Source organism: Halobaculum roseum (assembly GCF_019880245.1).
Lineage (GTDB): Archaea > Halobacteriota > Halobacteria > Halobacteriales > Haloferacaceae > Halobaculum > Halobaculum roseum.
The window spans coordinates 944,109-967,193 of record NZ_CP082286.1; the positions used below are offsets into that span (position 1 = coordinate 944,109).

25 protein-coding genes are annotated in these 23,085 nt (G+C 68.9%); 11 read left to right on the plus strand and 14 right to left on the minus strand.

All coding sequences use genetic code 11. The annotated features are described in order from the left end of the window. Window positions 1-422: 422 nt before the first annotated feature. The 4 genes from K6T36_RS04730 to K6T36_RS04745 all read right to left on the minus strand — a co-directional run bounded on the left by K6T36_RS04730 (window position 423) and on the right by K6T36_RS04745 (window position 3,347). Window positions 423-920, minus strand: a complete 498-nt coding sequence (locus K6T36_RS04730; RefSeq protein ID WP_222922827.1) for a hypothetical protein — start codon at window positions 918-920, stop codon at window positions 423-425. Window positions 921-925: 5 nt separating this feature from the next. Beyond that, window positions 926-1,693 carry a methyltransferase domain-containing protein gene (locus tag K6T36_RS04735; protein WP_222922828.1) on the minus strand — a complete coding sequence of 256 codons (768 nt, stop codon included), beginning with the start codon at window positions 1,691-1,693 and terminating at the stop codon, window positions 926-928. Window positions 1,694-1,705: 12 nt separating this feature from the next. After that, the gene (locus K6T36_RS04740; RefSeq protein ID WP_222922829.1) at window positions 1,706-2,311 is read right to left on the minus strand and encodes an OsmC family protein; all 606 of its coding nucleotides are present in this window, start codon (window positions 2,309-2,311) and stop codon (window positions 1,706-1,708) included. A 223-nt stretch (window positions 2,312-2,534) separates the two neighbouring features. Next, window positions 2,535-3,347, minus strand: a complete 813-nt coding sequence (locus K6T36_RS04745; RefSeq protein WP_222922830.1) for a helix-turn-helix transcriptional regulator — start codon at window positions 3,345-3,347, stop codon at window positions 2,535-2,537. A gap of 530 nt (window positions 3,348-3,877) precedes the next feature. On the opposite strand from K6T36_RS04745, the gene K6T36_RS04750 reads away from it, so the two are divergent. Beyond that, window positions 3,878-4,255: a cupin domain-containing protein gene (locus K6T36_RS04750; RefSeq protein ID WP_222922831.1), complete on the plus strand. Its 378-nt coding sequence runs from the start codon at window positions 3,878-3,880 to the stop codon at window positions 4,253-4,255. A gap of 66 nt (window positions 4,256-4,321) precedes the next feature. Then, on the plus strand, window positions 4,322-4,882 hold the full coding sequence (locus K6T36_RS04755) for a cupin domain-containing protein (RefSeq protein ID WP_222922832.1): 561 nt from the start codon (window positions 4,322-4,324) through the stop codon (window positions 4,880-4,882). A gap of 88 nt (window positions 4,883-4,970) precedes the next feature. On the opposite strand, the gene K6T36_RS04760 is transcribed toward K6T36_RS04755, so the two are convergent. Further along, window positions 4,971-5,402 carry an ester cyclase gene (locus tag K6T36_RS04760; protein ID WP_222922833.1) on the minus strand — a complete coding sequence of 144 codons (432 nt, stop codon included), beginning with the start codon at window positions 5,400-5,402 and terminating at the stop codon, window positions 4,971-4,973. 274 nt (window positions 5,403-5,676) lie between these two features. Between K6T36_RS04760 and K6T36_RS04765 the strand changes: the two genes are divergently transcribed. Further along, window positions 5,677-6,537 (plus strand): helix-turn-helix transcriptional regulator, encoded by an 861-nt coding sequence (locus K6T36_RS04765; RefSeq protein WP_222922834.1) that lies wholly within the window; start codon window positions 5,677-5,679, stop codon window positions 6,535-6,537. A gap of 397 nt (window positions 6,538-6,934) precedes the next feature. Here K6T36_RS04765 and K6T36_RS04770 read toward each other — a convergent pair whose 3' ends face one another. Further along, the gene (locus K6T36_RS04770; protein ID WP_222922835.1) at window positions 6,935-7,849 is read right to left on the minus strand and encodes a glycosyltransferase family 2 protein; all 915 of its coding nucleotides are present in this window, start codon (window positions 7,847-7,849) and stop codon (window positions 6,935-6,937) included. 190 nt (window positions 7,850-8,039) lie between these two features. On the opposite strand from K6T36_RS04770, the gene K6T36_RS04775 reads away from it, so the two are divergent. Both K6T36_RS04775 and K6T36_RS04780 read left to right on the plus strand, forming a co-directional pair. Continuing rightward, window positions 8,040-9,299: a hypothetical protein gene (locus tag K6T36_RS04775; protein ID WP_222922836.1), complete on the plus strand. Its 1,260-nt coding sequence runs from the start codon at window positions 8,040-8,042 to the stop codon at window positions 9,297-9,299. Between the two features lie 262 nt (window positions 9,300-9,561). Beyond that, a complete protein-coding gene (locus tag K6T36_RS04780; RefSeq protein ID WP_222922837.1) occupies window positions 9,562-9,978 on the plus strand; it encodes a carboxymuconolactone decarboxylase family protein in 417 nt (138 codons plus the stop codon). 31 nt (window positions 9,979-10,009) lie between these two features. Here K6T36_RS04780 and K6T36_RS04785 read toward each other — a convergent pair whose 3' ends face one another. Both K6T36_RS04785 and K6T36_RS04790 read right to left on the minus strand, forming a co-directional pair. Beyond that, window positions 10,010-10,225 (minus strand): DUF8149 family protein, encoded by a 216-nt coding sequence (locus K6T36_RS04785; protein ID WP_222922838.1) that lies wholly within the window; start codon window positions 10,223-10,225, stop codon window positions 10,010-10,012. A 104-nt stretch (window positions 10,226-10,329) separates the two neighbouring features. Continuing rightward, window positions 10,330-11,589 (minus strand): FtsZ/tubulin family protein, encoded by a 1,260-nt coding sequence (locus tag K6T36_RS04790; protein ID WP_222922839.1) that lies wholly within the window; start codon window positions 11,587-11,589, stop codon window positions 10,330-10,332. A gap of 160 nt (window positions 11,590-11,749) precedes the next feature. Here K6T36_RS04790 and K6T36_RS04795 point away from each other — a divergent pair, with 160 nt between their 5' ends. Together K6T36_RS04795 and K6T36_RS04800 are read left to right on the plus strand one after the other, a co-directional pair. Next, window positions 11,750-12,295 carry a dihydrofolate reductase gene (locus tag K6T36_RS04795; protein ID WP_222922840.1) on the plus strand — a complete coding sequence of 182 codons (546 nt, stop codon included), beginning with the start codon at window positions 11,750-11,752 and terminating at the stop codon, window positions 12,293-12,295. 2 nt (window positions 12,296-12,297) lie between these two features. After that, window positions 12,298-12,825, plus strand: coding sequence for a hypothetical protein (locus K6T36_RS04800; RefSeq protein WP_222922841.1), 528 nt, complete (start codon window positions 12,298-12,300; stop codon window positions 12,823-12,825). Window positions 12,826-12,877: 52 nt separating this feature from the next. Here the strand turns inward: K6T36_RS04800 and K6T36_RS04805 are convergent, their stop codons facing one another. The 4 genes from K6T36_RS04805 to K6T36_RS04820 all read right to left on the minus strand — a co-directional run bounded on the left by K6T36_RS04805 (window position 12,878) and on the right by K6T36_RS04820 (window position 16,705). Then, complete coding sequence (locus K6T36_RS04805) at window positions 12,878-13,717, minus strand: enoyl-CoA hydratase/isomerase family protein (protein ID WP_222922842.1); 840 nt, start codon at window positions 13,715-13,717, stop codon at window positions 12,878-12,880. Next, a complete protein-coding gene (locus K6T36_RS04810) occupies window positions 13,714-14,640 on the minus strand; it encodes a 3-hydroxyacyl-CoA dehydrogenase family protein (protein WP_222922843.1) in 927 nt (308 codons plus the stop codon). Before K6T36_RS04810 ends, K6T36_RS04805 begins: the two co-directional genes overlap by 4 nt. Before the next feature lie 109 nt (window positions 14,641-14,749). Next, on the minus strand, window positions 14,750-16,174 hold the full coding sequence (locus K6T36_RS04815; protein ID WP_222922844.1) for an MATE family efflux transporter: 1,425 nt from the start codon (window positions 16,172-16,174) through the stop codon (window positions 14,750-14,752). Between the two features lie 72 nt (window positions 16,175-16,246). After that, entirely contained in the window at window positions 16,247-16,705 is a 459-nt protein-coding gene (locus tag K6T36_RS04820; protein WP_222922845.1) for a hypothetical protein, read from the minus strand. 127 nt (window positions 16,706-16,832) lie between these two features. Here K6T36_RS04820 and K6T36_RS04825 point away from each other — a divergent pair, with 127 nt between their 5' ends. The 3 genes from K6T36_RS04825 to K6T36_RS04835 all read left to right on the plus strand — a co-directional run bounded on the left by K6T36_RS04825 (window position 16,833) and on the right by K6T36_RS04835 (window position 19,625). After that, window positions 16,833-17,438 carry a class I SAM-dependent methyltransferase gene (locus K6T36_RS04825; RefSeq protein WP_222922846.1) on the plus strand — a complete coding sequence of 202 codons (606 nt, stop codon included), beginning with the start codon at window positions 16,833-16,835 and terminating at the stop codon, window positions 17,436-17,438. A 102-nt stretch (window positions 17,439-17,540) separates the two neighbouring features. After that, window positions 17,541-18,446, plus strand: a complete 906-nt coding sequence (locus tag K6T36_RS04830) for a diacylglycerol/lipid kinase family protein (RefSeq protein ID WP_222922847.1) — start codon at window positions 17,541-17,543, stop codon at window positions 18,444-18,446. Between the two features lie 300 nt (window positions 18,447-18,746). Beyond that, window positions 18,747-19,625 carry an SDR family oxidoreductase gene (locus tag K6T36_RS04835; protein ID WP_222923360.1) on the plus strand — a complete coding sequence of 293 codons (879 nt, stop codon included), beginning with the start codon at window positions 18,747-18,749 and terminating at the stop codon, window positions 19,623-19,625. Window positions 19,626-19,796: 171 nt separating this feature from the next. Here K6T36_RS04835 and K6T36_RS04840 read toward each other — a convergent pair whose 3' ends face one another. Further along, window positions 19,797-20,861 (minus strand): AIR synthase-related protein, encoded by a 1,065-nt coding sequence (locus tag K6T36_RS04840; RefSeq protein WP_222922848.1) that lies wholly within the window; start codon window positions 20,859-20,861, stop codon window positions 19,797-19,799. A gap of 114 nt (window positions 20,862-20,975) precedes the next feature. Beyond that, window positions 20,976-22,385 (minus strand): CRTAC1 family protein, encoded by a 1,410-nt coding sequence (locus tag K6T36_RS04845; RefSeq protein WP_222922849.1) that lies wholly within the window; start codon window positions 22,383-22,385, stop codon window positions 20,976-20,978. Between the two features lie 89 nt (window positions 22,386-22,474). Between K6T36_RS04845 and K6T36_RS04850 the strand changes: the two genes are divergently transcribed. Further along, a complete protein-coding gene (locus K6T36_RS04850) occupies window positions 22,475-22,894 on the plus strand; it encodes a hypothetical protein (RefSeq protein ID WP_222922850.1) in 420 nt (139 codons plus the stop codon). Window positions 22,895-23,085 lie beyond the last annotated feature (191 nt).

Consider the following 23,085-nt stretch of genomic DNA (forward strand, 5'->3'; position numbering starts at 1 on the left):
TGTCGCGGGAAGGATTTGAACCGGACGAGTCGCAGCGCCGAGCGGAGCGAGGCGACCGTCTCGGCGTGGTTCACGGTCCTGCAGCCCCATGGAGTTCACCGTTCGTAATAGACGGTTCACGGGTAGATCGTGGCCACGTTTCTCCGCGGGGCGAGGTTCTGATGACACGGGTTCCTGCGACGCATCAGAAGTCTATTGGGAGTCACGGCTCGTTGTCATTGACTCTTCCCCGCCTTTCGTTCCCCGAACGAATGGTTTCGAACGCTCGGATGGTCCAGTGGACGGTTACACCGATACCGACGACGACGAGTAGATGAAGGATCACCCGAAACAGGTACTCCCCAAGGGTCACCCCCTGACCAGTGTGCAGTACGACGCCCGATATCGAACTCATAAATGAAGGCAGGGCTCGGTGAGATCAGCTACGTAGTCTGAACTCCTCGGTACGACAATACGACCCCGACGATGAAGACGATCGTCGCCAGGTAGATCGGTCCGAGATGCGTCACCCAATCGTGAGCGAACGCATCTCCCGTCCAATGCATCGGTAACGCGAGCGCCAAGCCGACGACGGCACTGACGATCGCCGTCGCCCACGCCCACGTGAGCCCCTGGCGTACGCCGTACCACGAGAGGCCCGCGACGGCGATACCCGTTGAGATGATGAACGCAGCGGTGGCGACGTGGAGGTGACTAATGTAGTACGCCACCGTCGGATCGAGATCGGCGGCCGTCATCCCGGCCAGTGTACTGACTCCGAGTTCGAATCCACTCCCCACGAAATTCAGCACGAGGAATACGATCCCGTAGCCGACGAACGCGATCCCGGCGAGGGCCATCAGTGCCGCCCCGTTTCGGAGCTGCGACTCGAACCGGACCTGTTCTCCCTGTTCGTCAGTGACTGATTGTTCTGTCGCCATGATCTTCACTTTATTGCCCCGACCGTGACGCTCTTGACACCGTACTTCCCGCACGCGTTGGCCGCCCGATCAGAGAGGAATTCGTACTGTGTGTTCTCTCGGGTCTCCGTCACTGAGAAACCAGCAGCTTCGATGAGCCTCGTGTAGCTGCCGATCTGTTCGGCACCACCGATACATGCGGCCCACAGGTCCGCGTCGGACTTGATGCTCTCGGGCATCCGTTGTTCACTGACGATGTCGGAGAGAGCCAGCTGTCCGCCCGGTTTGAGCACCCGGTTCGCCTCCTCGAAGACCGTTCTCTTCTCGGCGGAAAGGTTGAGTACGCCGTTCGAGATCACCGCGTCGAACGAGGCGTCCTCGAACGGGAGATCCTCGATATACCCTTCGCGGAAGGTGACGTTGTGGAAACCGTTGTCCGTTGCGAGGTCGTTGGCCTTCTCGACTTGCTCCGTAGTCATATCGATGCCCGTCACCGTACCGGTCTCAGTTACGTGTAGCCCGGCGACGAAGGCGTCCATCCCCGAGCCACTGCCGAGGTCAAGCACGTCCGCACCTGATTCAAGCTCTGCCGAGTCGAAGTAGTAGCCAACGCCCGCGAACGAGTCGATGGCCGCGTCCGGGACGTAGTCGAGATCGTCGGGGTCGTACCCGAGGCGGACCGCGAGATCGTGGCCCGTCTCGAAGTGGAACTCGGCGTCGGAGGACTCCGCGACATCCCGATACATCGACTTGACCTCGCGTTCGAGTTTGTCCGTGTCGAGTGCTTCGCTCATCGGTGGTCTCCGTTAGTCGTCGCCCGCCACCTCGGCGGGAGTTGCGACGGTCATCTCGACGTCCTGAGCGAGCGAGACGAGCGTGTAGACGGGTGCCCGCCGTGCCCACTCGTCGATCTGGTCCTGATCGAGGTCCTCGCCGTCTATCTCGACTTCGGCGGTTAGGTTCTCGAACGCTGAGTCGGCCTCTTTGAGTTCCTTGAGGCTGAACAGAACCGCCGGATCGAAATCGGTCCGGACGCGCGTCTGGAGGTGGTCGATGTCCACATCGCTGGCGGCGGCGTTGATCGTGATGCCGACGTTGATACAGGCGGCCAGCGCCGACAGCGCCGCTTCAATCGGCTCCATCCGGTCGGTCGCGCCGATCCACCCACCAGCGTTCAACACTTCCTTCCAGCCGCCGTAGGGAATCGTGTATTCGCGCGTTTCACGGGCTATTGTCTCGCCTCCGAGCTCGTAGCTCTCGATCTTTGCCAAGCTATGGGCGGCCGTCCCTTCGTAGGTTGCTGACGCCCCGAGGCCAAGCTGGACAGCTTCGGGCTCCGCAGCTGCGTGTTCGGTGAACCCTTCGAGTGTTTCGAGGTCAATGCCGTGCGATGTTCGCTGGTCGTCAATCATTTGTCTCCGCTCCCTGCCAGAGACACTACGATCGGGAAGGTACTGTAGTTAATTTGTGATAGTACGCCAGGAACTGCTGGCCTGGCAGTCACTGGAAAAGTATCACCTCCTGCGATCCGATGACGGTTTGGATCGAACCTCCCCGCCTCGACGCCGAGATGAACTCCTCAAAACGAGTCGAGATTCCGGTACGGTATGAACCGATCACATCAGTCGTCTTCATTTACGGGGGGGTGACTGGCTGACCCTCCGACGCGTACGTTTCACACACCGACTGTGCCCACTCGCGGACAGCCGCTACGTCGGTGTCGATCAATACGTGGACCGTCCCACTGTCCTGTTCGTAACAGCTGATGGTGACACACTCATCGAGAAGACCGGTTCCACATGGGGGGAGGGCATCGTGCTCCAGAACGGTGAAATTGTCCTGTTGCATCATGTCCGAGCTGCGCTCCGGGTACGTCGAGAGAAAGTACGCATGGCTCTCTGGTCTAGCCACCAACACTACCTCGACTCCCTCGTCAATCAGTTGAACGAGAACCTCAAAGCACGGTTCCATCAAGGCAATCTCAGGACGAATTAAGCGAAGTTCGTTCGTCTCCGTGAGAAGCGACTCGAATCGGTCGATCGGGCGGTACGGTGAATCGGGTTCGGCGACAGTGATCGTCATCGCTTCCCACGTCTCGATGGACAATTCGCTGAACTCGTCGGGAAGCCAGTGCCAGATATCACGCAATTTCCGCTCTGTTTCGACCTGTTCGATCAGGTCTTCCATTCCTGAAGCGATCACCTCCCCGAGCCGTGTCGCTGTGTATTGGTAGCCGTCTTTGCGGATCCAGACCCGGGATTCGAACTCGTCCAACGTCCGCCGCATTGTGGAGGACGAAACGCCGCCCATCTCACAGAGTTCAGAGCGACTCCGAGGACGCTCCGTCAGCGCGATTAGTGTCGGGACCCGGTGTTCGGACCGCGCGAGATACGCGATGTCACCGATCGGTGACACCGCATTTTGATGTGGTATGCTATCGTGGCCCATGAATCGAGTACGGATACGAGCCTGAAAACGATTTACCCCACCTACACGACGATCGATAATAGATTAGCCGAGTCACGTGCTGTGTTTGCCGAGGCAGGCAATTCGTGTGACGCTGCGCGATGTCTCTCTCATCCGATCACAGGACAGTGTGTCGAGTGTCTAATTCTGATCACGAAAACGCTCGAATCCGGCCGCCTCACGTCTGAAAGGTCGATTCGTTTGACGGTCGAACCGGAGCCTGCGGCGCTCATAGTTTCGAGGGGTGTACTCGCCCGACTGCGGCGAGGTTGTCCTTGACACGGGCAGTTTCTCCGTGATCATCTCAGCGTACCATCGTTCAACTCCGCTCAGCACGTTGTAGAGGAGCGGACTTCTATCGCCTTCTATTCACTCGTGGCGTGTTCACACGATGAACAGCGAAGCTACCGTGAACGAAGTAAGCCCCATACTATCATCGTGAGTCGAACCGATGAACGAGACGGCCCACGACTATGCCGTCCCCAACCACTCCCAACGAAGGCGAATCAGTGATGACCTACACACGGATCTCTGCCGACGCGGATGGAGAGTCGCATTTCAGTGACGAGCAGGTTGCGCTCGACAAGGCTGATATCGCTCCACCGGCTCCGCCGGTGAATATGTCTTCGCCCACACCCGCCGAGAACGTCTCGTTCGTGACGTTGCCCGCTGGGTGGCCCGAGGATGTGAACGACCCACACGTCGCCCCGGCCCGTAATTACTGGATCGTACTGGCCGGAGAGATGGAACTCAGCGCCAGCGACGGAGAGAGACGGCAGTTCCCGCCGGGAAGCGTCCTTCTGGCGGAGGATACGAGCGGCAGCGGGCATACGACGACCGTCGTCGGCGACGAGCCGGTGGAACTGGCCGTCGTCGAGACGGCGGACTGAGCGTCGGTGAACCGCTTGGAGAATACTGCTCCTCAACAGCCCATACCTTCACAACGAGCAGATGTCATGCACCTACCAACCGAGATCAGTAATCCGGGGACGGGCGAGCGAATCGTCTTCGACGAAGATGCCTCAAACGATGAGAGACTGGTGTGGAACGAGTGGCGGCCGGCAGACAGAGAACCACCGCCAGCGCACTACCATCCCGCTACGGAGGAGCGTTTCGTCGTTCACGAGGGACACCTCGTCGTGCAGATCAACGGAATCGACAACCGCATCGACGCGGGTGAGGAGATCGTCGTCCCTGCGGGGGAACCCCACGTCTCGTACACGGAGGCAGAATCCACTCACTTCCGACGCGAAGTTGCTCCACCCGGACGGTGGCGGGAGGCACTGACCGCGCGGTTCGGCGCCGCGCACGCCCACGGCGATCACTCGGGCTTCAGCAACCTGCTTCAGACGCTCCTGCTGCTTCGGGAGTATCCGGATGTGGTCGTTCCTGCACGGCCGCCACGCTCCGTCCAGCGTGTCCTGTTTCCGGTTCTCGCCGCGGTCGCCCGGGTGACGGGCCGGACGGCTCACTGCCCGTATCCACAGGAGAATGTGCCCCGGGAGGAAGTACACTGAACAGTACTGTCGTGTTCCGGACCCTGGAAACACCACCACGTGGGCGTTCCAGTAAGACACGAGCGAGAAGGTGAGAGACACGCGTGCGCTATGCGATCGGCTCGTCGAGTACGTCGAGTTGCTGAAGTGCGGCGAGGAAGTTCCAAGTGGCCCACGTTTCCGCGATCTTCCCGTCCCTGATGCGGTGCATGGCGGTACCGGGAATTTCCATTCTCTCGTCTGTCGGATCGACACCCCGGAAGACGCCCTCGTGCGTGCCCGTCATCGTCCCTTCGAACGCCACCAGGTCGTCCTCGGCGATGAGTTCGCCAATGAGAACTTCGCTGTCGGGGAACGCCTCGTGGAGTCGCTGTAGTGCCGTAATGAACGGCTCCGGACCCTGTTCGGCAACGTCAGCATCCGGATCGTGTCGCGTATAATCGGCGGTGAACAGCTCTCTCACCTTGTCGTAGTTCTGGGCGTTCGCCTCGCTGATGAACCGCCGAACGAGTTCTTTGTTCTCTTGAACTGTTGTTGCCATAGGTTCTCCGCGGAGTCACGGACTCCACATCTATCTCGGCGGAGGAGGCTATTCGCAATATCCCCTGAACACTGCTCACAGTGTGAACGAAGCATTCGAGACGAGAATGGCCCTATCCAGCGAACTGCTCGGGGACGGCTCCGATCTGTTGGGCCATTCCGAAAGTGGCGTACACTTCCCCGGTTTCAGCTATCTGGCCGTTTCCCCGATCGATCGACATCCCCGCGAGGCGGTCACCCTATGCTATTTAGTGTGGTATGTGTTATCAATATACATGAACTCGGCACTCGATGACGTCGCGTTTCTTGCGTTGTCCGAGAACCGAATCGACCTCCTCACGGTGCTGAGCGACGAGCGAACGCACACGCGTGACGAGTTGATGGATGCCACCGATGCTTCGCGCCCGACGCTCGCGCGGATTCTCGACGACTTCGAAGCGCGTGTCTGGATCACCCAGCACGGACAGAGCGCACGGATCACGTCACTCGGTACGTGGGTTCACGACGAGTTCACCGACCTACTGGAGATGATGGACACCGCACGACAACTGCGCACCGTCGAACAGTGGCTCTCGACGGACACGCTGGCATTCGAGCTGAGTTGTCTCACCGATGCAACAGTCACGCTGCCAAGCCGGAACAATCCGCTCGCGCCGATGCTCCGCGCGAGCGAGCTTGAGCGCACTGCTCGGCAGTCAAGGGTCCTTACACATGCGCTCCCGGTCCCGTGTCTGAACGCACACTGGGAGGCGATCACGACCGGTACCCATCAGTTCGAGGCAGTGGTCACACCGAACGTCGTCGAAACGATGACCGAGCCGGCACACCGTTCACAGTTCACGGATATTCTCACAGATGACCAAGCAACCGTGTTCGTCGCCGACGAACCCATTGCAGATGTTGTCGGGATTAACGATGGCGTCGTGTACTTTGGAATCGATGACGACAAGGGCGCTCCGCTCGCTCTGATCGAAACCGACGACGAGACGGTTCGTAATTGGGCCGAGGAGAGGTTCGAGTCGTATCAGGAGACCTCCTCACTCTTGACACACGACAGATTTGTACAGAGACAGGAGACGACGCACGATCCGGAGCGGATACAGGAGCGTATGTGTGCTGAAACATCTGATAGATGATATTCCTACCTCACAAGATACAGAGCGGAGATATCGCATCGAAGGCGCACATATCTGTATTGAGCGGTAGATGCAACTGTTGTGAGACGGTCGAACCGGAGCCTGCAGCGCCGATAGATTTTCGGTACAATAATCGCCCGACGGTGGGCGATTCCCGGTCGAGCGGGCCTGATTTCGCGTTCGTTTCGACGCCCGCTTGGGTGAGTGGATCTCTCAGGTGTTCGCGTCCAGCCAAACTCGTCCCGTTCCAGAGGATCGATCGCCGATCGACACAACACCCTCCCGATCAGTCGGGACGATCGTGTTCACATCGCCAGATTCGTGTCGCGCTCGTTCACGAAGCGGGACTCATCCAGTGACTCAGGGCGGGTCGTCGCCGGGGTACTGCGTGGGATCGCTACTCGACGACCTCGACGTCGAACTTCCCGCGCCAGCGATAGCGCCGGCCGCCCCAGACGAACGTCCGGCGGACGAGCCCGTAGAAGAGGAGGGGGACGAACACGAACAGCGACGGATAGGCCAGCACGGCCGTCCACCGACGAACGCCAAGCACCTCGTTGACGGCGAGGTGCACCAGCGTCAGAATCACCGCCGCAGGCAACGGAGCCGACACCGCACCCACGAGGACGAGCAGCGAAAAGACGCATATCCCGGCGACGGTCCCGGGGAAGTGCCACCGGAGGATCTGCGTCCACCGGACCGGGCGCTCGACCGCCTCGCGGATGGTTCCCCCGATGGGGACGATCCGCGTCCGGCCGACCGTCGTCACCTGGAGGTACTCCATGAGGAGTCCATCGTCACTGACGGTCCGCCGAAGGTCGTCGAGAAACGCGGCCTCGTCGATGTCGGTTCGCTCGAACACGACCGCGCCGCCCCAGATCTGATTGCCGAGGTAGAGGCCCAGCGAGCCAGCCGATGCGTACAGCGGTTCGAGGAGCACCGAAAGGGGGTCTCGCCCGACGAAGTACGGCACCTCCGACACCGGCCCGTACGTCTCGTAGTCCGCGGTGAAGGTCGCCAGCCAGTCCGGGGGATGGTGGAAGTCGTCGTCCGTCCAGACGAGCCGGTCGTGGCGCGCGGCCTCCATCCCGGCAGCGATGGCGTTGGCCTTTCCCGAGCACTGCTCCGGTTCACCGGCCGCGACGAGGCGGACGCCCTCGGGGTGGTCGTTCCGTTCGGCGACGGGGTCGTCCTCGTCGTCGTGGACGATCAACAGTTCGTCGCCGGCCCCGAGTTGGGCGGCCAACTCCGCGCACGCGTCAGTCCACCGCGTCGTCGGCAGGATGACGCTCGTCGGCGGCCGGTCGGACATGGTAGTGACCTCTGATGACGGAAAGATAAATGGACGGTTCCCCCCGACCCGGTACGTCCGGGACGAACCGCTGCCGTATTCAGCACGCCCGTAGCGGCCGGAGGAAATCGAACGGGGGAAATGAGCCGACCCGCTCGCGAGGTTCCCGAGAGCCGAATCTTCATGTCCCCGCCGTCGAAAGCCGGGTTCGATGGCAAGCGCGGCGCGCTCGCTGACGGAACCGCAGGTCCTCGCGCACACGAAGCGCCGCCTCTTCCCGGAGGACGCCGACGACGGGTACGCCGTCGTCGACACGCAGTTCGCCTCGAATCGGTGGCTCGCCGACGGAGCGATCGATTCGAGCGTCACGGAACTGCTCGCGCCGTTCAACCACGTCCGCGTCGGGTCGGGCTACCCGGACCTGGTCGGCGTTCGCGTCCTCGATCCGGACCTGCTAGCCGTCGACCGGCTGGGGGAGGAGCCGCCGCTCGTCGCCGTCGAGGCGAAGGGGTACGACGACCGCGGCGGCGTCGACGTGGAACGCGGCGTCGTCCAGGCGTACGACCGACTCGACGAGGCCAACGCCGTGTACGTCGCGGCGCCCGTCGCCTCGATCGGCGGGTCGGTCCGGACGCTCGCACGCGAACTCAACGTCGGCGTCCTCGCCGTCGACGCCGACGGCTCGGTCGACGCCGTCGAGGTGCCGCGCGTCGTCGGCAACCGGACGACGAGCGAGACGACCGCGATCCGGTTTCAGGCGAGCGCCCAGGGCGTCGCCGACAAGTCGTTCGGCCTCAACCACCCGAAGAACTACCTCGCGTATCCGCTGGCGCTGTACCACCCCGACGAGACGGGGCGCGTGCTCTCCGAGCACGTCGTTCGCGCCGTCGACGCCGCTCGCACCGGCGCCGCGTTTCTGAACCTCGTCGAGGAGCGACCCGACGGGGTGCGGTTGACGCCGCTGGGGAGGGAAGTGGTGAGGTTCGCGCTCGCGGAGTACGGCTCAGTCGAGTCCGCGTTGGCCGACTTCGACGAGTGGAAGCGGTCACGGAGGCGGTTTTCCGACATCGCGCCAAAGTGGGGGCTGCTCACCCGTCGGGTGGTCTACGCGTATCCGGCGACGCAACTGCTCGTCGAGGAGCTCCAGCGCCTCCACGAGGACGGCGTCCCAGAGCCGACGCTGCCGCAGGTCGTCGAGTACCTCCACGAGCTGCACCCCTCGTTCACGGTCGAGCTGTTCGTCCGCGGCGACGACGACGTTCGGGGGCGCGTGTTGGACGCTGACGGCGAACTACAGCGCGCGGAACTGACCGACGGGAACGTGTATCACGCGCCCACGGTGTTCCAACTCAAGGCGATGCTGTATCACGCGGGAATTCTGACGACCCGCGGAACCGAGCCCTCGAACCTGGATCCGACGGCCGACACGTGGGCGCTCCGGGAGCAGGTGACCCCTACCGAGCCCCGGTAGCTGCTGATCCGGGCGAACGGTCGCGTTCGTGGACGACGGGTTCGCCTCCGAGCGACGAGTCGGCGAAGGACACCCTACCGCCGCAAGGGTGAGCCTGTTATCGGGGTTCGCGGTCCCGATCGGCGAGCGTGTGGAGTCGGTCGGCTGACAGTACCGCAGCCCGTGACCGACCGTACCGAGCCCCGCTCGACTCATAACAAAGCCTCGGCGACGCGTCACGGGTCACGCGTGACGGACCAGTCCGTCACCGGAGACAACAGAGATGGCGACAACATCGACGGCGGACTCGTACGACGACACCGTGACGGAGATCGAGGAGACGCTCGGCATGGTTCCGGGCTTCTTCGGCGACATGCACCGTGACGACCTGGTCAACGAGTGGCCGACGTTCAAGCGGATGGCGCTGGGTGAGACGACGATCCCGGCCAAGTATAAGGAACTGATCAACCTCGCGGTCGCGGCGAACCTGAAGTGCCCGTACTGCGTTCACTTCCACCGCGAGGCGGCGAAACTACACGGCGCGACCGACGAGGAGCTGACGGAGCTGTCGTTCCTCGCCGGCTACACGCCGCGGTACAGCAGCATGCTCCACGCACAGGAGTACGACCTCGAGACGTTCGAGTCCGAGGTCGAGCAGATCGGCGCCCACCTCCAGTCGCACCTGGCGGCTGACGACTGATCGCCGAGTGCGATTTTCGTCGACTCCGGCCTTACTCCTCGTCCAGCAGTCCCATGTCCTCGACGACCAGATCGGCGATCCGGTCGGCGAGCGCGGGGTCGACGGCGGCGACGTCCTCGCCGTCGTGGCGCGTCTCGTTGTGTCGCTCCAGCTGGTCGGCGAGGTCCGACAGCGGGACGCGCGTCCGGGTGTCGCACTCCTCGCAGACGATGGGTACTGTGGGGTCGCCGTCCCCGTCGGTGGACATACACGGCGCTCGCGCGGGGATCGTCATGAACGGGTCGGTTCGGTCGTCCGGAACGGCCGGCGTCGCCGCGGGCGGAACTCCGGACCACGCGGCCGCCGCGTCGGTTACTCCAGCCGCGTGGGATCGACCTCGTCGCCGAGCGCGGCGAGGCGGTCGGCGGTCGAGATCCCGGACAGCAACACCGTGACCCGGAACTCCTCGGCGGTCGGGTCGGGGTAGTCGCCCCAGCGGATCTCGGGCACGCCGGTCCCCTCCTCGATGAGACTGCGCGCGCGTTCGAGCCCGCGGCGACTGAGCCACGCCGGCGGCGCGTGGAAGACGACGGCCGCCCGCGACGCGCTGGTGAGATCGCACGGGAGGCTGAGCTGATGTGAGATCGCCTTCCGGGCGGCGTTGGTCGCGACCGACACCGCCTCGCCCTCGTCGACCGCGGGGCCGTCAGCGCCGCCGATGCGGTCGATCAGGCCGCCGACGAACCCCTCGCGGCGGCCGTTCTCCACCTCGGCCCCCGCGGAGCCGAGCGCCGTGACGCCGCCGGCGCCGAGGGTGTTCGTCAGCTCGCTGGCGTCGAGCACGCGCTCGGGCGTCGGGTCCGCCGTCTCGCCGGCGGCCAGAAGCGAGCCGAGCCGCCCCGCCACGGCGTCGTCCAGCCGCGGCCACGCCGCCGCGTAGGAGGCGCCGCTGGCGCGCCACACGTCGAGATCGGCGAGCAGGAGGTCGTCGCTCGCGGCCGAGAGCGCGCGAACCGCGCCCGCGGCGTTGGACGAGAGCGGGCGGTCGGGCCGACCCGAACGGCCCGACGGATCTGGCCGGCCGTCAGCGTCGCCGTTGCCGGCGGCGGCGGCGTTGCCGTTGTCGTCGCCGTTGCCGTCGCCGGAACCATGCGATCGCCTCGGCCCGTCCCTCGTCGCGTCGGTGGCGGCGCCGTCGCCGCCGGACTCGGCGACGCCCGGGAGCACCCCGAGCGCGTACACCGGCGTGCCCGTCACCTGTCCGAGCAGGTCGACGACCGCCGGGGCGACGCCGGCGGCGGTGCCGCCGCCGAGCGCGGCGCACACGAGCGCGGCGTCCGTTCGCCCGACCGGGAGCGAGTCGACCGCCGCCTGGAGCTCCGGGCGCTCCTCGCGGGCGATCTCCGACGCGAGGTTCGCGTCGCCGGCGGTGCCCTCGCCCTCGGTGTGGACCGCGCCGATCAGATGGCGGTCGTCCTCGTCGACGCGTTCCAGCGCAGCGAGGTCGCCCGCGTCGGTGTCGATCGCGACCGCGTCGGCGACGTAGTCGACGGCGCGTCCCCCCTCGTCCGTCAGCAGCGCGTCCGCCAGCGCGGTGCCGCCGCCGCCGACGCCGACGATTCCGATCTGCATATCGAGTGAACGCGGCCCCCGCGAGTACATAATCGTGATGGAGCCAGTGGTCCGCGATAGTGCTCGGAGGGGATCGGCGCGATCCACACGACTCGCCCAGAACGGCCCGACCCCGGGGGACGGGGAAAAGCGGTTTGTCGCGCGCCGCCGTGGTCGCCGTATGGTCGAACTCGTGTCCGTCGCCGCCGTCGCCGACAACGGCGTCATCGGCGACGACGGCGAACTCCCGTGGCCCTCGATCCCCGAGGACAAACGCCAGTATCGCGACCGGATCGCGGACCATCCGGTGATCCTCGGCCGGACGACGTTCGAGTCGATGCTCGACGACCTCCCGGGGTCCGCACAGATCGTCCTCTCGCGCAGCGTCGACTCGGTCGAGGTGGACTCGGCCCGCGTCGCCGCCGACGTGGACGAGGCGGTCGCGATCGCCGAGTCGCTCGACGCCGACACCGCCTACGTGATCGGCGGGGGCGCGATCTACGAGCTGTTCCAGCCGCACGTCGACCGGATGGCCCTCAGCCGCGTCCACGGCGAGTACGAGGGCGACACTACCTATCCGGAGTGGGACGAGACCGACTGGGAGCTGATCGAGTCGACCGAGTACGACCGGTTCACGCTGGAGGAGTGGGTCCGGGTCGACGGCGAGGACGACGCGGACACCGCCGAGGACGCGGACGACGCGGACGACTCGACCGGAGCGTCGTAGCCGTGCTCCGGCGAACCCGCGAGACCGCGCCCGCCGGGCTCGTCCCCCTGGCGTGGGGGTTCACGATCGCCGCCCACCTCGGACTCGTCGCCGACCGCCCGGTCCTGATCGCCCATCTCGTGATGGACGTGCTGCTCGTCGCCTTCGTCGCCCTCTCGTGGTCCGACATGGCCGCGGGGGTCCTCCGGGCGTGGCGACTGGTGATCCTCGCCGGGATCCCCGTCACGCTCGCGGGCACGGTCGGCCTCCTCGTCGCCGCCGACCCCGCATCGTCGCCGCTGGTCGCGACCTCGCTCGTCGGCTGGACGTTCCTCCCCGTGCCCGCGCTGTGGTACACCGGTCGCGAGTCCCGGGGAACCGCACAGACAGTGAACAAAACGGCCGCCGCGCTGTCGCTGGCGGGCGCGCTCGTCTACCTCGGCGGCCTCGTCGCCGGCGCGGTCCCCGGTTCGGGGATCCGGATCGCGGGCCTCGCGCTCGTCGGCGTCGGGCAGACGGTCGGCATCGTCGACGCGGCGGTGCGGTACTGATTCCGCTCACGATCGGGGGGCGTCCGCCCGGTCCCCGAACGAGGCTCCGTCGCTACCGTCCCTCCCACTCGGGCTCGCGATCGTCGAGGAACGCGTCGATCCCCTCGTCCTTGTCCCGCGTCGCGAACAGCCCGACGAACAGCTCCGACTCGTAGTCGAGCCCCTCGTCGAGGCCCATCCGTGATGCGGCCCGTACCGCCTTCTTCGCGTGCTCCAGCGCGACGGGACTCTTCTCGGCCATCGACGCCGCCAGATCGTACACGCGGTCGTCGAAGTCTCCGTCGCCGTACACCTCGTCGACGAGGCCGATGTCGGCGGCCTCGGCGGCGTCGATCAGCTCACCCGAGCAGATCAGCTTCATCGCCTGGCCCTCGCCGACGAGCCTGACGAGCCGCTGGGTGCCGCCCCCGCCGGGGATGAGGCCCAAGTTGATCTCCGGCTGGCCGAGCGTCGCGCGTTCGTGGGCGATCCGCACGTCGCACGCCTGCGCGAGCTCGCAGCCGCCGCCGAGCGCGTGGCCGTTGATCCGCGCGATCACCGGCTGTCTGAGGTCGGCGACGCGCTCGTACACCCGGGGCCGCTCGCTCGCGCGCCGCTGCTCGACCATGTCGCGCTCGCGCAGCTCGGTCACGTCCGCGCCGGCGACGAACGCCTTCGCCTCGTCGCTGCCGGTGAGGACGACCACCCGAACGTCGCTGCCCTCGACCTCGACGGCGTCGAGGACGCGCGTCAGTTCCTCGCGAAGCTCCGCGTTCAGGGCGTTGCGCGCGTCCGGCCGCGAGAGCGTGACCGTGGCGACGCCCGCCGCGCGGTCGCCGACCGCGCAGTCGACGAACTCGCAGTCGGCGGCGACGGCCGCGGGGTCGGCGTCGCCGTCGGCGTCGACGGTCATCGCTCCTCCCCCGCGTCGTCGTCCGGGCTCGCCGCGTCGGCCGGCCGAACCGCCTCATCTGCCGGCCGCACCGCCTCGCCGTCCTCCCACACGTAGAACCCCTCGCCGGTCTTCCTCCCCAGCTTGCCGGCGCGGACCTTCCGCTTGAGCGCCTGCGGCGGGCGGAACCGCTCGCCCAGCTCCTCGCGCAGGTGCTCCAGCACGTCGAGGCGCACGTCCAGCCCGACCACGTCCGTCAGCTTCAGCGGCCCCATCGGGTGATTGTACCCGAGTTCCATCGCCGCGTCGATGTCGGCGGCGCTCGCGACGCCCGTCTCGTACATCCGGATCGCCTCGGCGCCGAGCGCGACGCCGAGCCGCGAGGAGGCGAATCCGGGGGAGTCGCGCACCTCGACGGCGGTCTTCCCGAGGGAGTCAACGAACGAGCGCGCCGTCTCCAGGGTCGCCCCGTCGGTCCGCTCGGCGACGACGACCTCGACCAGCCCCATCAGGTGAACCGGGTTGAAGAAGTGGAGGCCGAGCAGGCGCTCGGGGCGGTCGAGCGCGCTCGCCAGTTCTGTCACCGACAGCGCGGACGTGTTCGACGCCAGCACCGCGTCGGCGGCGACGTGACCCTCGGCCTCGCCGAGCACGTCCTTCTTGAGGTCCATGTCCTCCGGCACCGCCTCGATCACGAGGTCGGCGCCGTCGGCCGCCGCGGCCAGATCCGTGGTGCCGGTGATCCGGTCGAGGGCGGCCTCGCGCTCGGCCGGCTCCACCTTCCCGCGCTCGACCCCCTCCGAGAGGGTGTCGGCGATGTCGGCGATACCGTCCTCGACGTACGACTCCTCGACGTCCCGGAGCGCGACCTCGTGGCCGGCGGTCGCGGCCGCGTGCGCGATGCCGGCGCCCATCGTCCCCGCACCCAGTACCGTGACTCGCATAGCGGGGAGGTGCCGGCCGTCGGCATAAGGGTGGGTGGTGCGGCGGGACGGGAGCGAGGGTGAATGGTGTGGCGGTCGGAGAGCGGGTAAGGGTGGTGCGGCCGGGAACTCAATCGCCCGCGCTCGGGCGGTACGTCCGACTCACCGCCTTCCAGCGGTTCGAGCGGAACCGACGGAGGTTCACCGCCAGCGGCACCGCCGTCTCCGCCAAAAGCGAGAGGAGGAGGCCGCCGACCCCGAGCGCGGGGATCACGGTTCCGGCCCACGCCAGCGGCAGCGCCGCGAGGTACGCGCCCGCCAGCGTCGCGACGAACGGGACGCGGGTGTCGCCGGCGCCGCGCAGCGTCCCCGTGATCGACCCGTCGACGCCGAGGGCGACGACCGAGATCGCCGCGACCCGGACGAAGTCGGCCGACAGCGCCAGGTTCGCGGGGTCGTCGACGAACACGGCCGCGATCGGCTCGGCCGCGGCGACGACGACCGCGGCGGCGACGAGGTACACGAGCAGCGACAGCCGGGTGATCCCGCGGCCGTACGCCTCGGCCTCGCTCTCGTCGCCGCGGCCGAGCTCCTGCCCGACCAGGGTCGAGGCGGCGATGGAGAAGCCCCACGAGAAGCTCCCGAGCAGTGCGCGCACCTGCCGGCCGACGCCGACGGCCGCGACCGCGACCGGGCCGAACGTCGCCGCGATCGCCAGCAGGGGGAACACGACGAGCCCCTGGGCGGCGCGGCGGGCGACCAGCGGCGCGGACACGCGCCCGATCTGCGCCAGGAGCTCGCGGTCGTGGGGGGACCCGCGGAGGCGAAGCGGCACCGGGCTCGCGCCGCGGCCGCGGAGGTAGCTCCGGCCGGTCATCCCCCACGCGAACACGACCGTCACGAGCCCCGTCGCCAGCGCCGTGCCCAGCGCCGCGCCGGCGACGCCCATGTCGAACCCGAGGACGAACGTCGCCGACAGCGCGATGTTGGCGAGCCCGCCGCCCGCGCGGACGACCATCGGCGTGACGGTGTCGCTGACGCCCGCGTACGTCCGGCTGGCGATCAGGTTCAGGAACTCGAACAGGAGCCCGGGCGCGACCACCGCGAGGTACGTCGCGCCGTAGCCGATCGCCGTTTCGTCGCCGCCGAGCAGGCCGACGAGCGGCTCGGCCGCGAGGCCGAACGCCGCGACCGCGGGCACCGCGAGCGCGAGCGCGATCAGGACGCTGAGGCGGACGACCGCGGACGCCCGCTCGTCGTCGCCGCCGCCGTAGTTCTGCGAGACGAGCGCGACCGTGCCGCCCGCGAGGCCGATGGCGACGAACTTCGCGGCCATCCAGAACGCGTTCGCGAGCGTCAGCCCGGCGACCGCGGTCGGGCCGATAACGAGGCCGACGAGCGCGAGGTCGACCGTCCGCTTCGACATGATGGCGAAGCCGGTGACGATGCGCGGCCACGCCAGGTCCGTCGTCGCGCGCAGGCGCGACTCGTCGATGACGCCCGCGGCCGCCAGCGCCGCGGCGACGGCGGCGCCGACGCGGCGAAGCTGAGACACGTGCGTGGCGAGGGGCGGGCGCGGCTAATCGGTTCCGTTCGGGGACCCGGGCTGCCGGAACGTCGGGGACGGTTACGAGAGCAGCAGCCCCGCGACCGCGCCGGTCGTGAGCACGGTCAGCGCGTCCGCGGTCGGACCGCTCCACCCCTCGTCTGTCACGAGGAAGCGGCCGCGCTCGCGGACGGCCTCGGGGTCGGCCGCCACCGCGAGGTCGCCGTTCGACAGCGCCGCCCAGTAGGCGAGCGGCGCGATCGCGAGCAGGCGGAGGTCCGACCCGGCGGGCAACGCGGCGTCGAGGATCGCTGCGATCCCGACGTACGCCAGCGGCGCGAGCGCGACGACACGGACGACCGTCGGCGGCGTCGACTCGGGGACCTCGGCGTCGAACCGCCCGAGCGGCCTGCCGGCCCCCTCCCACGCCGGCAGGACCTCGACCTCGGCGTCGAGGCCGAACAGCCGCGCGGCCGCGGCGTGGGCCGCCTCGTGGGGAAGCACCGCGACCGCGACGGCGAACCGGGCGATGCGGGACACGTCCGAGGTTGGCGCCCGAGGCGGATAGGCGTTGTCCGCCACAGCGCCGGTCGGTTCGGCGCGCGTCCGTCGGGTCGGGCGCGGCGGCAGTCGGAAGGGTTCTCCGTGGTCGTCCCCTTTCGATCCCATGAACGCAGACGACCTCCGCGACGCCTGGGCGGACCGCACCGGGGAGTTCTCCCCGCGGTACTACGCGCACTACGGCCCCAACGAGGTGAGCGAGGTCGTCGCCGACCGCCTCGGCGGCGCCGTCGGCCGCGACGCGCGGGTGCTCGAACTCGGCTGCGGCTCCGGCCGCCACCTCGCGCACCTCCAGGAGGAAGGGTTCGCCGACCTCGCCGGCGTCGACATCAATCCCGACTCCTTCGACGTGCTCCGGGAGGAGTACCCCGACCTCGCCGACGACGGGTCGTTCCACGCCGGCGCCATCGCCGACGTGCTCCCGTCGGTCGGGGACGGGGCGTTCGACGCGGTCTACTCGGTGGAGACGCTCCAGCACGTCCACCCCGAGGAGATGTCCGCGACCTTCGACGAGGTCGCCCGCGTCGCCGGCGACCTGCTCGTGACGGTGGAACTGGAGGGCGACGCGAACGGCGGCATCGTCGAGGTGGACGACGGCCTCCCGCTGTATCGCCACGACTGGGGGTCGGTGTTCGAGTCGCGGGGGTTCGACCAGGTCGCCGTCGAGACCCTTGGGTACGACACGGTCCGGGTGTTCAGGCGCGCCGACTGACCGCGGGTCACGGCAGTCTCGAACGCGTGGACTGACCGCGGGTCACGGCGAACCCGGACGCGCCGCGCGGGGTTGAAGTGCGCCGACGGCGTCCAGACGAGTATGCAGATCGGGTCGCGTCGCTGTCTCGTCAACCCCCACAGCGGAACCGGCGATCACGCCGACCGCGTCCGTCGGTCGATGGAGGCGCGCGGCTTCGCCGTCGCCGAGACCGAGAGCGCCGCCCACACCGTCGAGTTGGCTCGGGAGGCCGGCGAGGTCGGCGCCTCGACGCTCGCCGTCTGCGGCGGCGACGGCACGATCAACGACGCGCTCCGGGGGCTGTACCGCGCGGACGCCCTCGGCGACGTGACGCTGTCGGTGTTGCCGGCGGGGACGGCGAACCTCCTCGCCGGGACCCTCGGGATCGAGTCGCTGGACCACGGGATCGAGCTGTCTGACACCGGCGAGGCCCGCGCGCTCGACGTGGGCGTCGCCGAGGGGGGCGACGGCGAGTCGGCCGAGCCGTTCCTCGTCTCCTGTATCGCCGGGCTACCTGCGGACGCGAGCACCGCGACCCCCGACGAGTTGAAGGGGCGGTTCGGCACGCTCGCGTTCCTGCTCACGGGCGCCCGGGAGACGATGGCGTTCGACGGGCTCGACGTGCGCGTCGAGTCGCCGACGCGGTCGTGGACGGGCGAGGCCACCTGCGTCCTCGTCGGCAACGCCCGGAAGTTCGTCGAGGAGGGCGGACAGGCCGACATGGAGGACGGCCGGTTCGACGTGGTCGTCGTCGAACGGATGCCGCCGCAGGCGCTGGCGTTCGAGGCCGCGGTCCACCGCCTGCTGGGCGAGGGGACGGAGGGCGTCACCCACTTCCGCGCGGGCGAACTCCACGTCGCCAGCGACGACCCGATCACGTTCAGCCGCGACGGCGAGGTCGCGACCCACGAGCGACTGGACTTCCGCGTGCTCCCGTCGGCGCTCTCGGTCCGCGTCGGCGACGCCTACGACCCCGACCCGGAGTGACCACCCGTCCGGGCCGGGTGTTGGGCCCGGGGGGACGAGGTCTCCCTCCCCCGAGAGACGGGCACGGCCGGACGGGCGGCCGACTACGTCCGGAGGCTCCGACGGGATACGGACGGCGACCGAGGTCGACGGCGATGCTACGTCGACGGCGATGCCACGTCGACGGCGACCGCCACGCCGACGGCGATGCCACGTCGACGGCGATGCCACGTCGACGAGACCCCGCCGCGGCGGTAGGTATTCGGATCCCCCCGCCGAGGTGGCGGTATGGCCGACGCATCCCCCGACGCCGACGACGCGATGCCCGCCGGACCCGCCCGCGCCGACCCGCCCTTCGACGCGCCCGACCTCTCGGGGTCGACGGCGTTCGTCACCGGGACGACCCGCGGCATCGGCAAGCGGATCGCCCTCACGCTGGCCGAACACGGCTGCAACGTCGTCTCGACCGGCAAGACCGCCGAGCCCGGCGGCGAGTTACCCGGGACGATCCACAAGACGGCCGAGCAGTGCGAGGAGCGCGGCGTCGACGCCCACGCGATCCAGTTGGACGTGCGCGACCCCGAGGCCGTCGAGGCGGCCGTCGAGGAGGCGATCGACGAGTTCGGCGAGATCGACGTCGTGATCAACAACGCCAGCGCGATCCAGCTGGCGAACGTCGCGGACCTCCCCGCCGATCGCTTCGACCTGCTGACGGAGGTGAACGTCCGCGGCACCTACCTCGTCTCGCGGGCGTTCCTCCCGCACCTCCGCGAGCGTGAGGGCGGGTGGATCCTCACGAACGCGCCGCCGGTGGCGATGGACCGCGCGCCCGGCAAGGCCGCCTACGCGTGGTCGAAGCTCGGGATGTCGTTCGTCACCCTCTCGCTGGCCGAGGAGCTGGCGGCCGACGACGTCGGCTGCAACACGTTCTGGCCGGTGACCGCCGTCGACACCCGGGCGACGCGCTACTTCGGCCTCGGCACCGAGGACGACTGGCGAACCCCGCACGTGCTCGCCGACGCCGTGCTCGCGATCCTCGCGCGCAACCCGGCCGAGTACACCGGCCACTCGGCGTACGACGAGGACCTGTTGCGTGCGGCGGGCGCGAGCGACGCCGACCTCTCGGCGTACAACCTCACCGAGGGGGATCCGGCGCCGACGTCCGCGCGGATGTTCGCGCCCGAGTACACCCGCGAGTGAGGCGCCCGACGGCGGTGGTCGTCCGCCCGGGCGACGCAAACGTCCCCCGCCGCGCTCGCCCCCGCGACTTCCGACACCGCCGGAACCGGCACCGGGTACTTCCCCCGGCGGCGACCCGGGAGCGGTTGGACGCCGCCGACGGGGAGTGACCGTCGGTCGGAAATCGGGAGATCAGTCCGTCCCTGAGAGCCGCTCGTAGGCCGACCACGACGCGTCCTCCGCGGGCGGCTCGACGCGCTCGCCGTCGACGAACACGCCGGAGCCCTCGCGCACGTCGCCGACGACGCCGACGGGCGTGGGTCGCGATTCCACCGCGTCGACGACGCGGTCGACGGCCGCGGGGTCGACTGCGAGCAGGAGCGTCCCGGAGGTGGTACACGCCCAGGGGTCGAGGTCGAGCGCCTCACAGGTCGCCACCGCGGCAGCGTTCGTCGGCACCGCCGCCGAGTCCACGTCGATCCGGACGCCGCCGGCCTCGGCCACCTCACACAGCGCGCCGCGGAGGCCGCCCTCGGTCGCGTCGTGCATCGCGGTGACGCCGGCGTCCGCAGGCGAGCCCCCGCCGTTCCGTCCGGCTTCCGCGGCCGCGAGCGCGTCGCGAACGACGCTCGTCTCGTCGAGCAGCGCGGCCGCGTCGTCGATCGTCGCCCCGTCGAGCCCCCGGTCGGCGAGCGCGTCGGGGTACAGCGAGGCGAACAGCCCCGCCGTCTCGACGGCCGGACCCTTCGTCACGAGCAGGCGGTCGCCCGGGCGGGCGCCGTCCGGGCGGATCACGTCGTCGTGGTCGCCGACGCCGAGCACCGTCGCGGCGCCGACCCACGGGAGCGACGCGCCGGGGTAGCGGGCGGTGTGGCCCGTCGGGATGGCGACGCCCAGCGCCTCGCACTCGGCGGCGACGGCGGCCCAGAACGCGGCGAACTCGTCGTCGGTCACGTCGCTCGGGAGCGCGAAGGAGGGGCAAAAGTGGGTGGGCGCGACGCCGGAGACGGCAACGTCGCCGAGGGCGAAGGAGAGCGCGAAGCGGCCGGCGCGCTCGTAGCCCAGACCCGGCAGCAGCGAGATGGGGTCGGTCGCGGTCACGACCGCGCGGTCGGCCACGTCGACGACGCCGAAGTCGACGCCGTGGGTCGGCCCGAGGCGCACGTCCTCGCGGTCGGCGCCGAGGTTCGGCCGCACCACCGACTCGAAGGCGTCGCGGTCGACCTTCCCCCGCCGGGGCCCGCGGTCGTCGGTCATGGATCGACGTGCGTCGGGGCGCCCCAAAGCGGTTGCGTCACCGCGACGGGCCGGGGACTGGTCGGGCGCAAGGGTGGGAACGGGGTCGGGGACGGGAGCCGTCCGAGGGCCGGGTCAGAACCGCGGGGCCATCGGGTGATCGACCTCGTGTTCCGTCCGGGCGGCGGGCGACTCCATCGTCGCCTCGCGGCCGTCGGGCCAGCGGACGGTGACGCGCTCGGGCGTCTCGTCGCCCAGACCGAAGTGCGCGACCGGCTCCATCTGACAGAGGTAGCCCGAGCCGGCACAGACGACCTTCGTCCGCGTCCACGAGGCCGTCTCCACGGTGACGGCGGCGCCGCGGGCGGGCGCCCCGTACTGCGTCGTCGGGCGGATGCGGATCCAGTCGTTCTCGGCGGCGCCGTCGACGCCGTACAGCGAGAGCGGCTGGGCGGCGAGTTCGCCGTGGACGACGAGCAGCTCGAGGGCGCCGTCGCCGTCGAAGTCCGCCACGGCGGCGCCGGTGCCGAGGCCGCGCGGCTCCGTGGCGTCGCCGGGGTCGACCGCTGTCCAGCCCGCGCGTCCCTTCCGGAACAGGCGGTTCGTGGCGCCCAGCGCGTTGCAGAACAGCTCCTCGCGGCCGTCGTTGTCGAAGTCGGCGGCGACGAGCGTCCGCGTGCGGGTCGGCGCCGCGAACGCGGGCGGCGCTGTGTCGGTGAACGTTCTACGGGACGGACCGCCGTCCGCGTGGACGGGGCCCTCGACGGGCGAATCGGGAACGAACAGCCGGCTCGGCGTCTCCCAGCCGCCGACGGCGAGATCGCCGTCGGCCATCGTGACCCCGCGGGTGTTGGTCCGCGGCGCCGAGAGCCCCACGTCGCCGGCGACCTCCTCGAAGTGGCCCGAGGTGTTTCGGAACAGCCGGTTCGGTCCGCGCTCGACGCCGACGAACAGGTCCATCCGGCCGCTCACGATCGGGCCGGCGTACAGCGATCGCGCGCCGGCGTCCAGTTCGAGGCCGACCGCCTCGCACATGTCCGAGAGTTCGCCGTCGTCGCCCAGCTCGTAGAAGCGTGAAGGAGCGCCGTAGCAGGCGACGAAGACGCCGTAGCGGCCGGTGCCGTAGCGGTCGAGCGCGGCGACCGAGCGGCCGGCCCGGAAGTTGCCGCGGTCGGCGTTGACCGCGAGGCCGAACAGGTCGCGCCAGCGCACGTCCTCGTGGTCCGGGAGGACGTCGACGGGGTCGAGCAGCAGGTCCGTGTCCCGGGTTTCCCCCTCGTACGACTCGGTGTTGTGGACGTAGATCTCCTCGGCGCCGTCGGCGTCGAGGTCGGCGGCGACGGCGCCGATCGCGTGGCGTCCCTCGTCGGCGACGGCGGGGGTGGCCACGTCGCGGAGGGCGCCGTCGCGCCACGTGAGTAGCCGGTTTCCCGGCCCGTAGCCGGTCACGAGCGCGCACGGCCCGCTCACGCCCGGCGTGACGGCGACCCCGTAGCCGCGGTGGGGCGTGTCGTCGGCGATGGCGTCGGACCGGTCCGCGAACACGCGGACCTCTCGGAGACCGGGGTACAAGAGGGCTCGGTTCCGCCCCCCGAGGAACAACGCTTTTCGGACGCCGGGGCGAATCCGGATTCATGGCAGACGAAGACCCGGAAGACGCGGGATCGGACGCGAACGAGGGCGCGGACGGGGACGACGGCGAGGAGAAGTCCTTCCGCGAGCGGGTCGAGGAGATCCGCGAGCGACGCGAACAGGAGCGCGAGGAGGGCGAGGGCGGCGCGCCCTCCCCCGAGGAGATGATGGGCGGCGGCGGGGGCGGCCCCGGCGGCATGGGCGGCGGCAACCCCTTCGCGCAGATGATGGGCGGCATGATGGGCGGCGGCGGCGGTCCCGGCGGCATGGGCGGCGGGATGGGCGGCGGTCCCGGCGGACGCGGCGCCGAGGAGGAGTCGGCCGGCAACGAGGAGCTCGTGCGCGAGGTGCGCCAGCTCCGCGACGAGGTCCGCGACGCGACGCGGCAGCTCCAGCGGATCGCGCAGGCGCTGGAGGACTAGCGAGACACGAGGGAGCGAGCGAAGCGAGCGACCGAGTGCCTCGGCCGAACGGCGTTCACAGATCGCTTCACGATTTGTGCGCTCACGAGACCGCAGGTCTCGTGAACGGCGAGGTCCGTGGGCCGAGCCGCAAATAAATCAGGGAGCCGAGCGCTGCGCGGTCGGACGGAGCGAGACCGCGGGCCGACCAC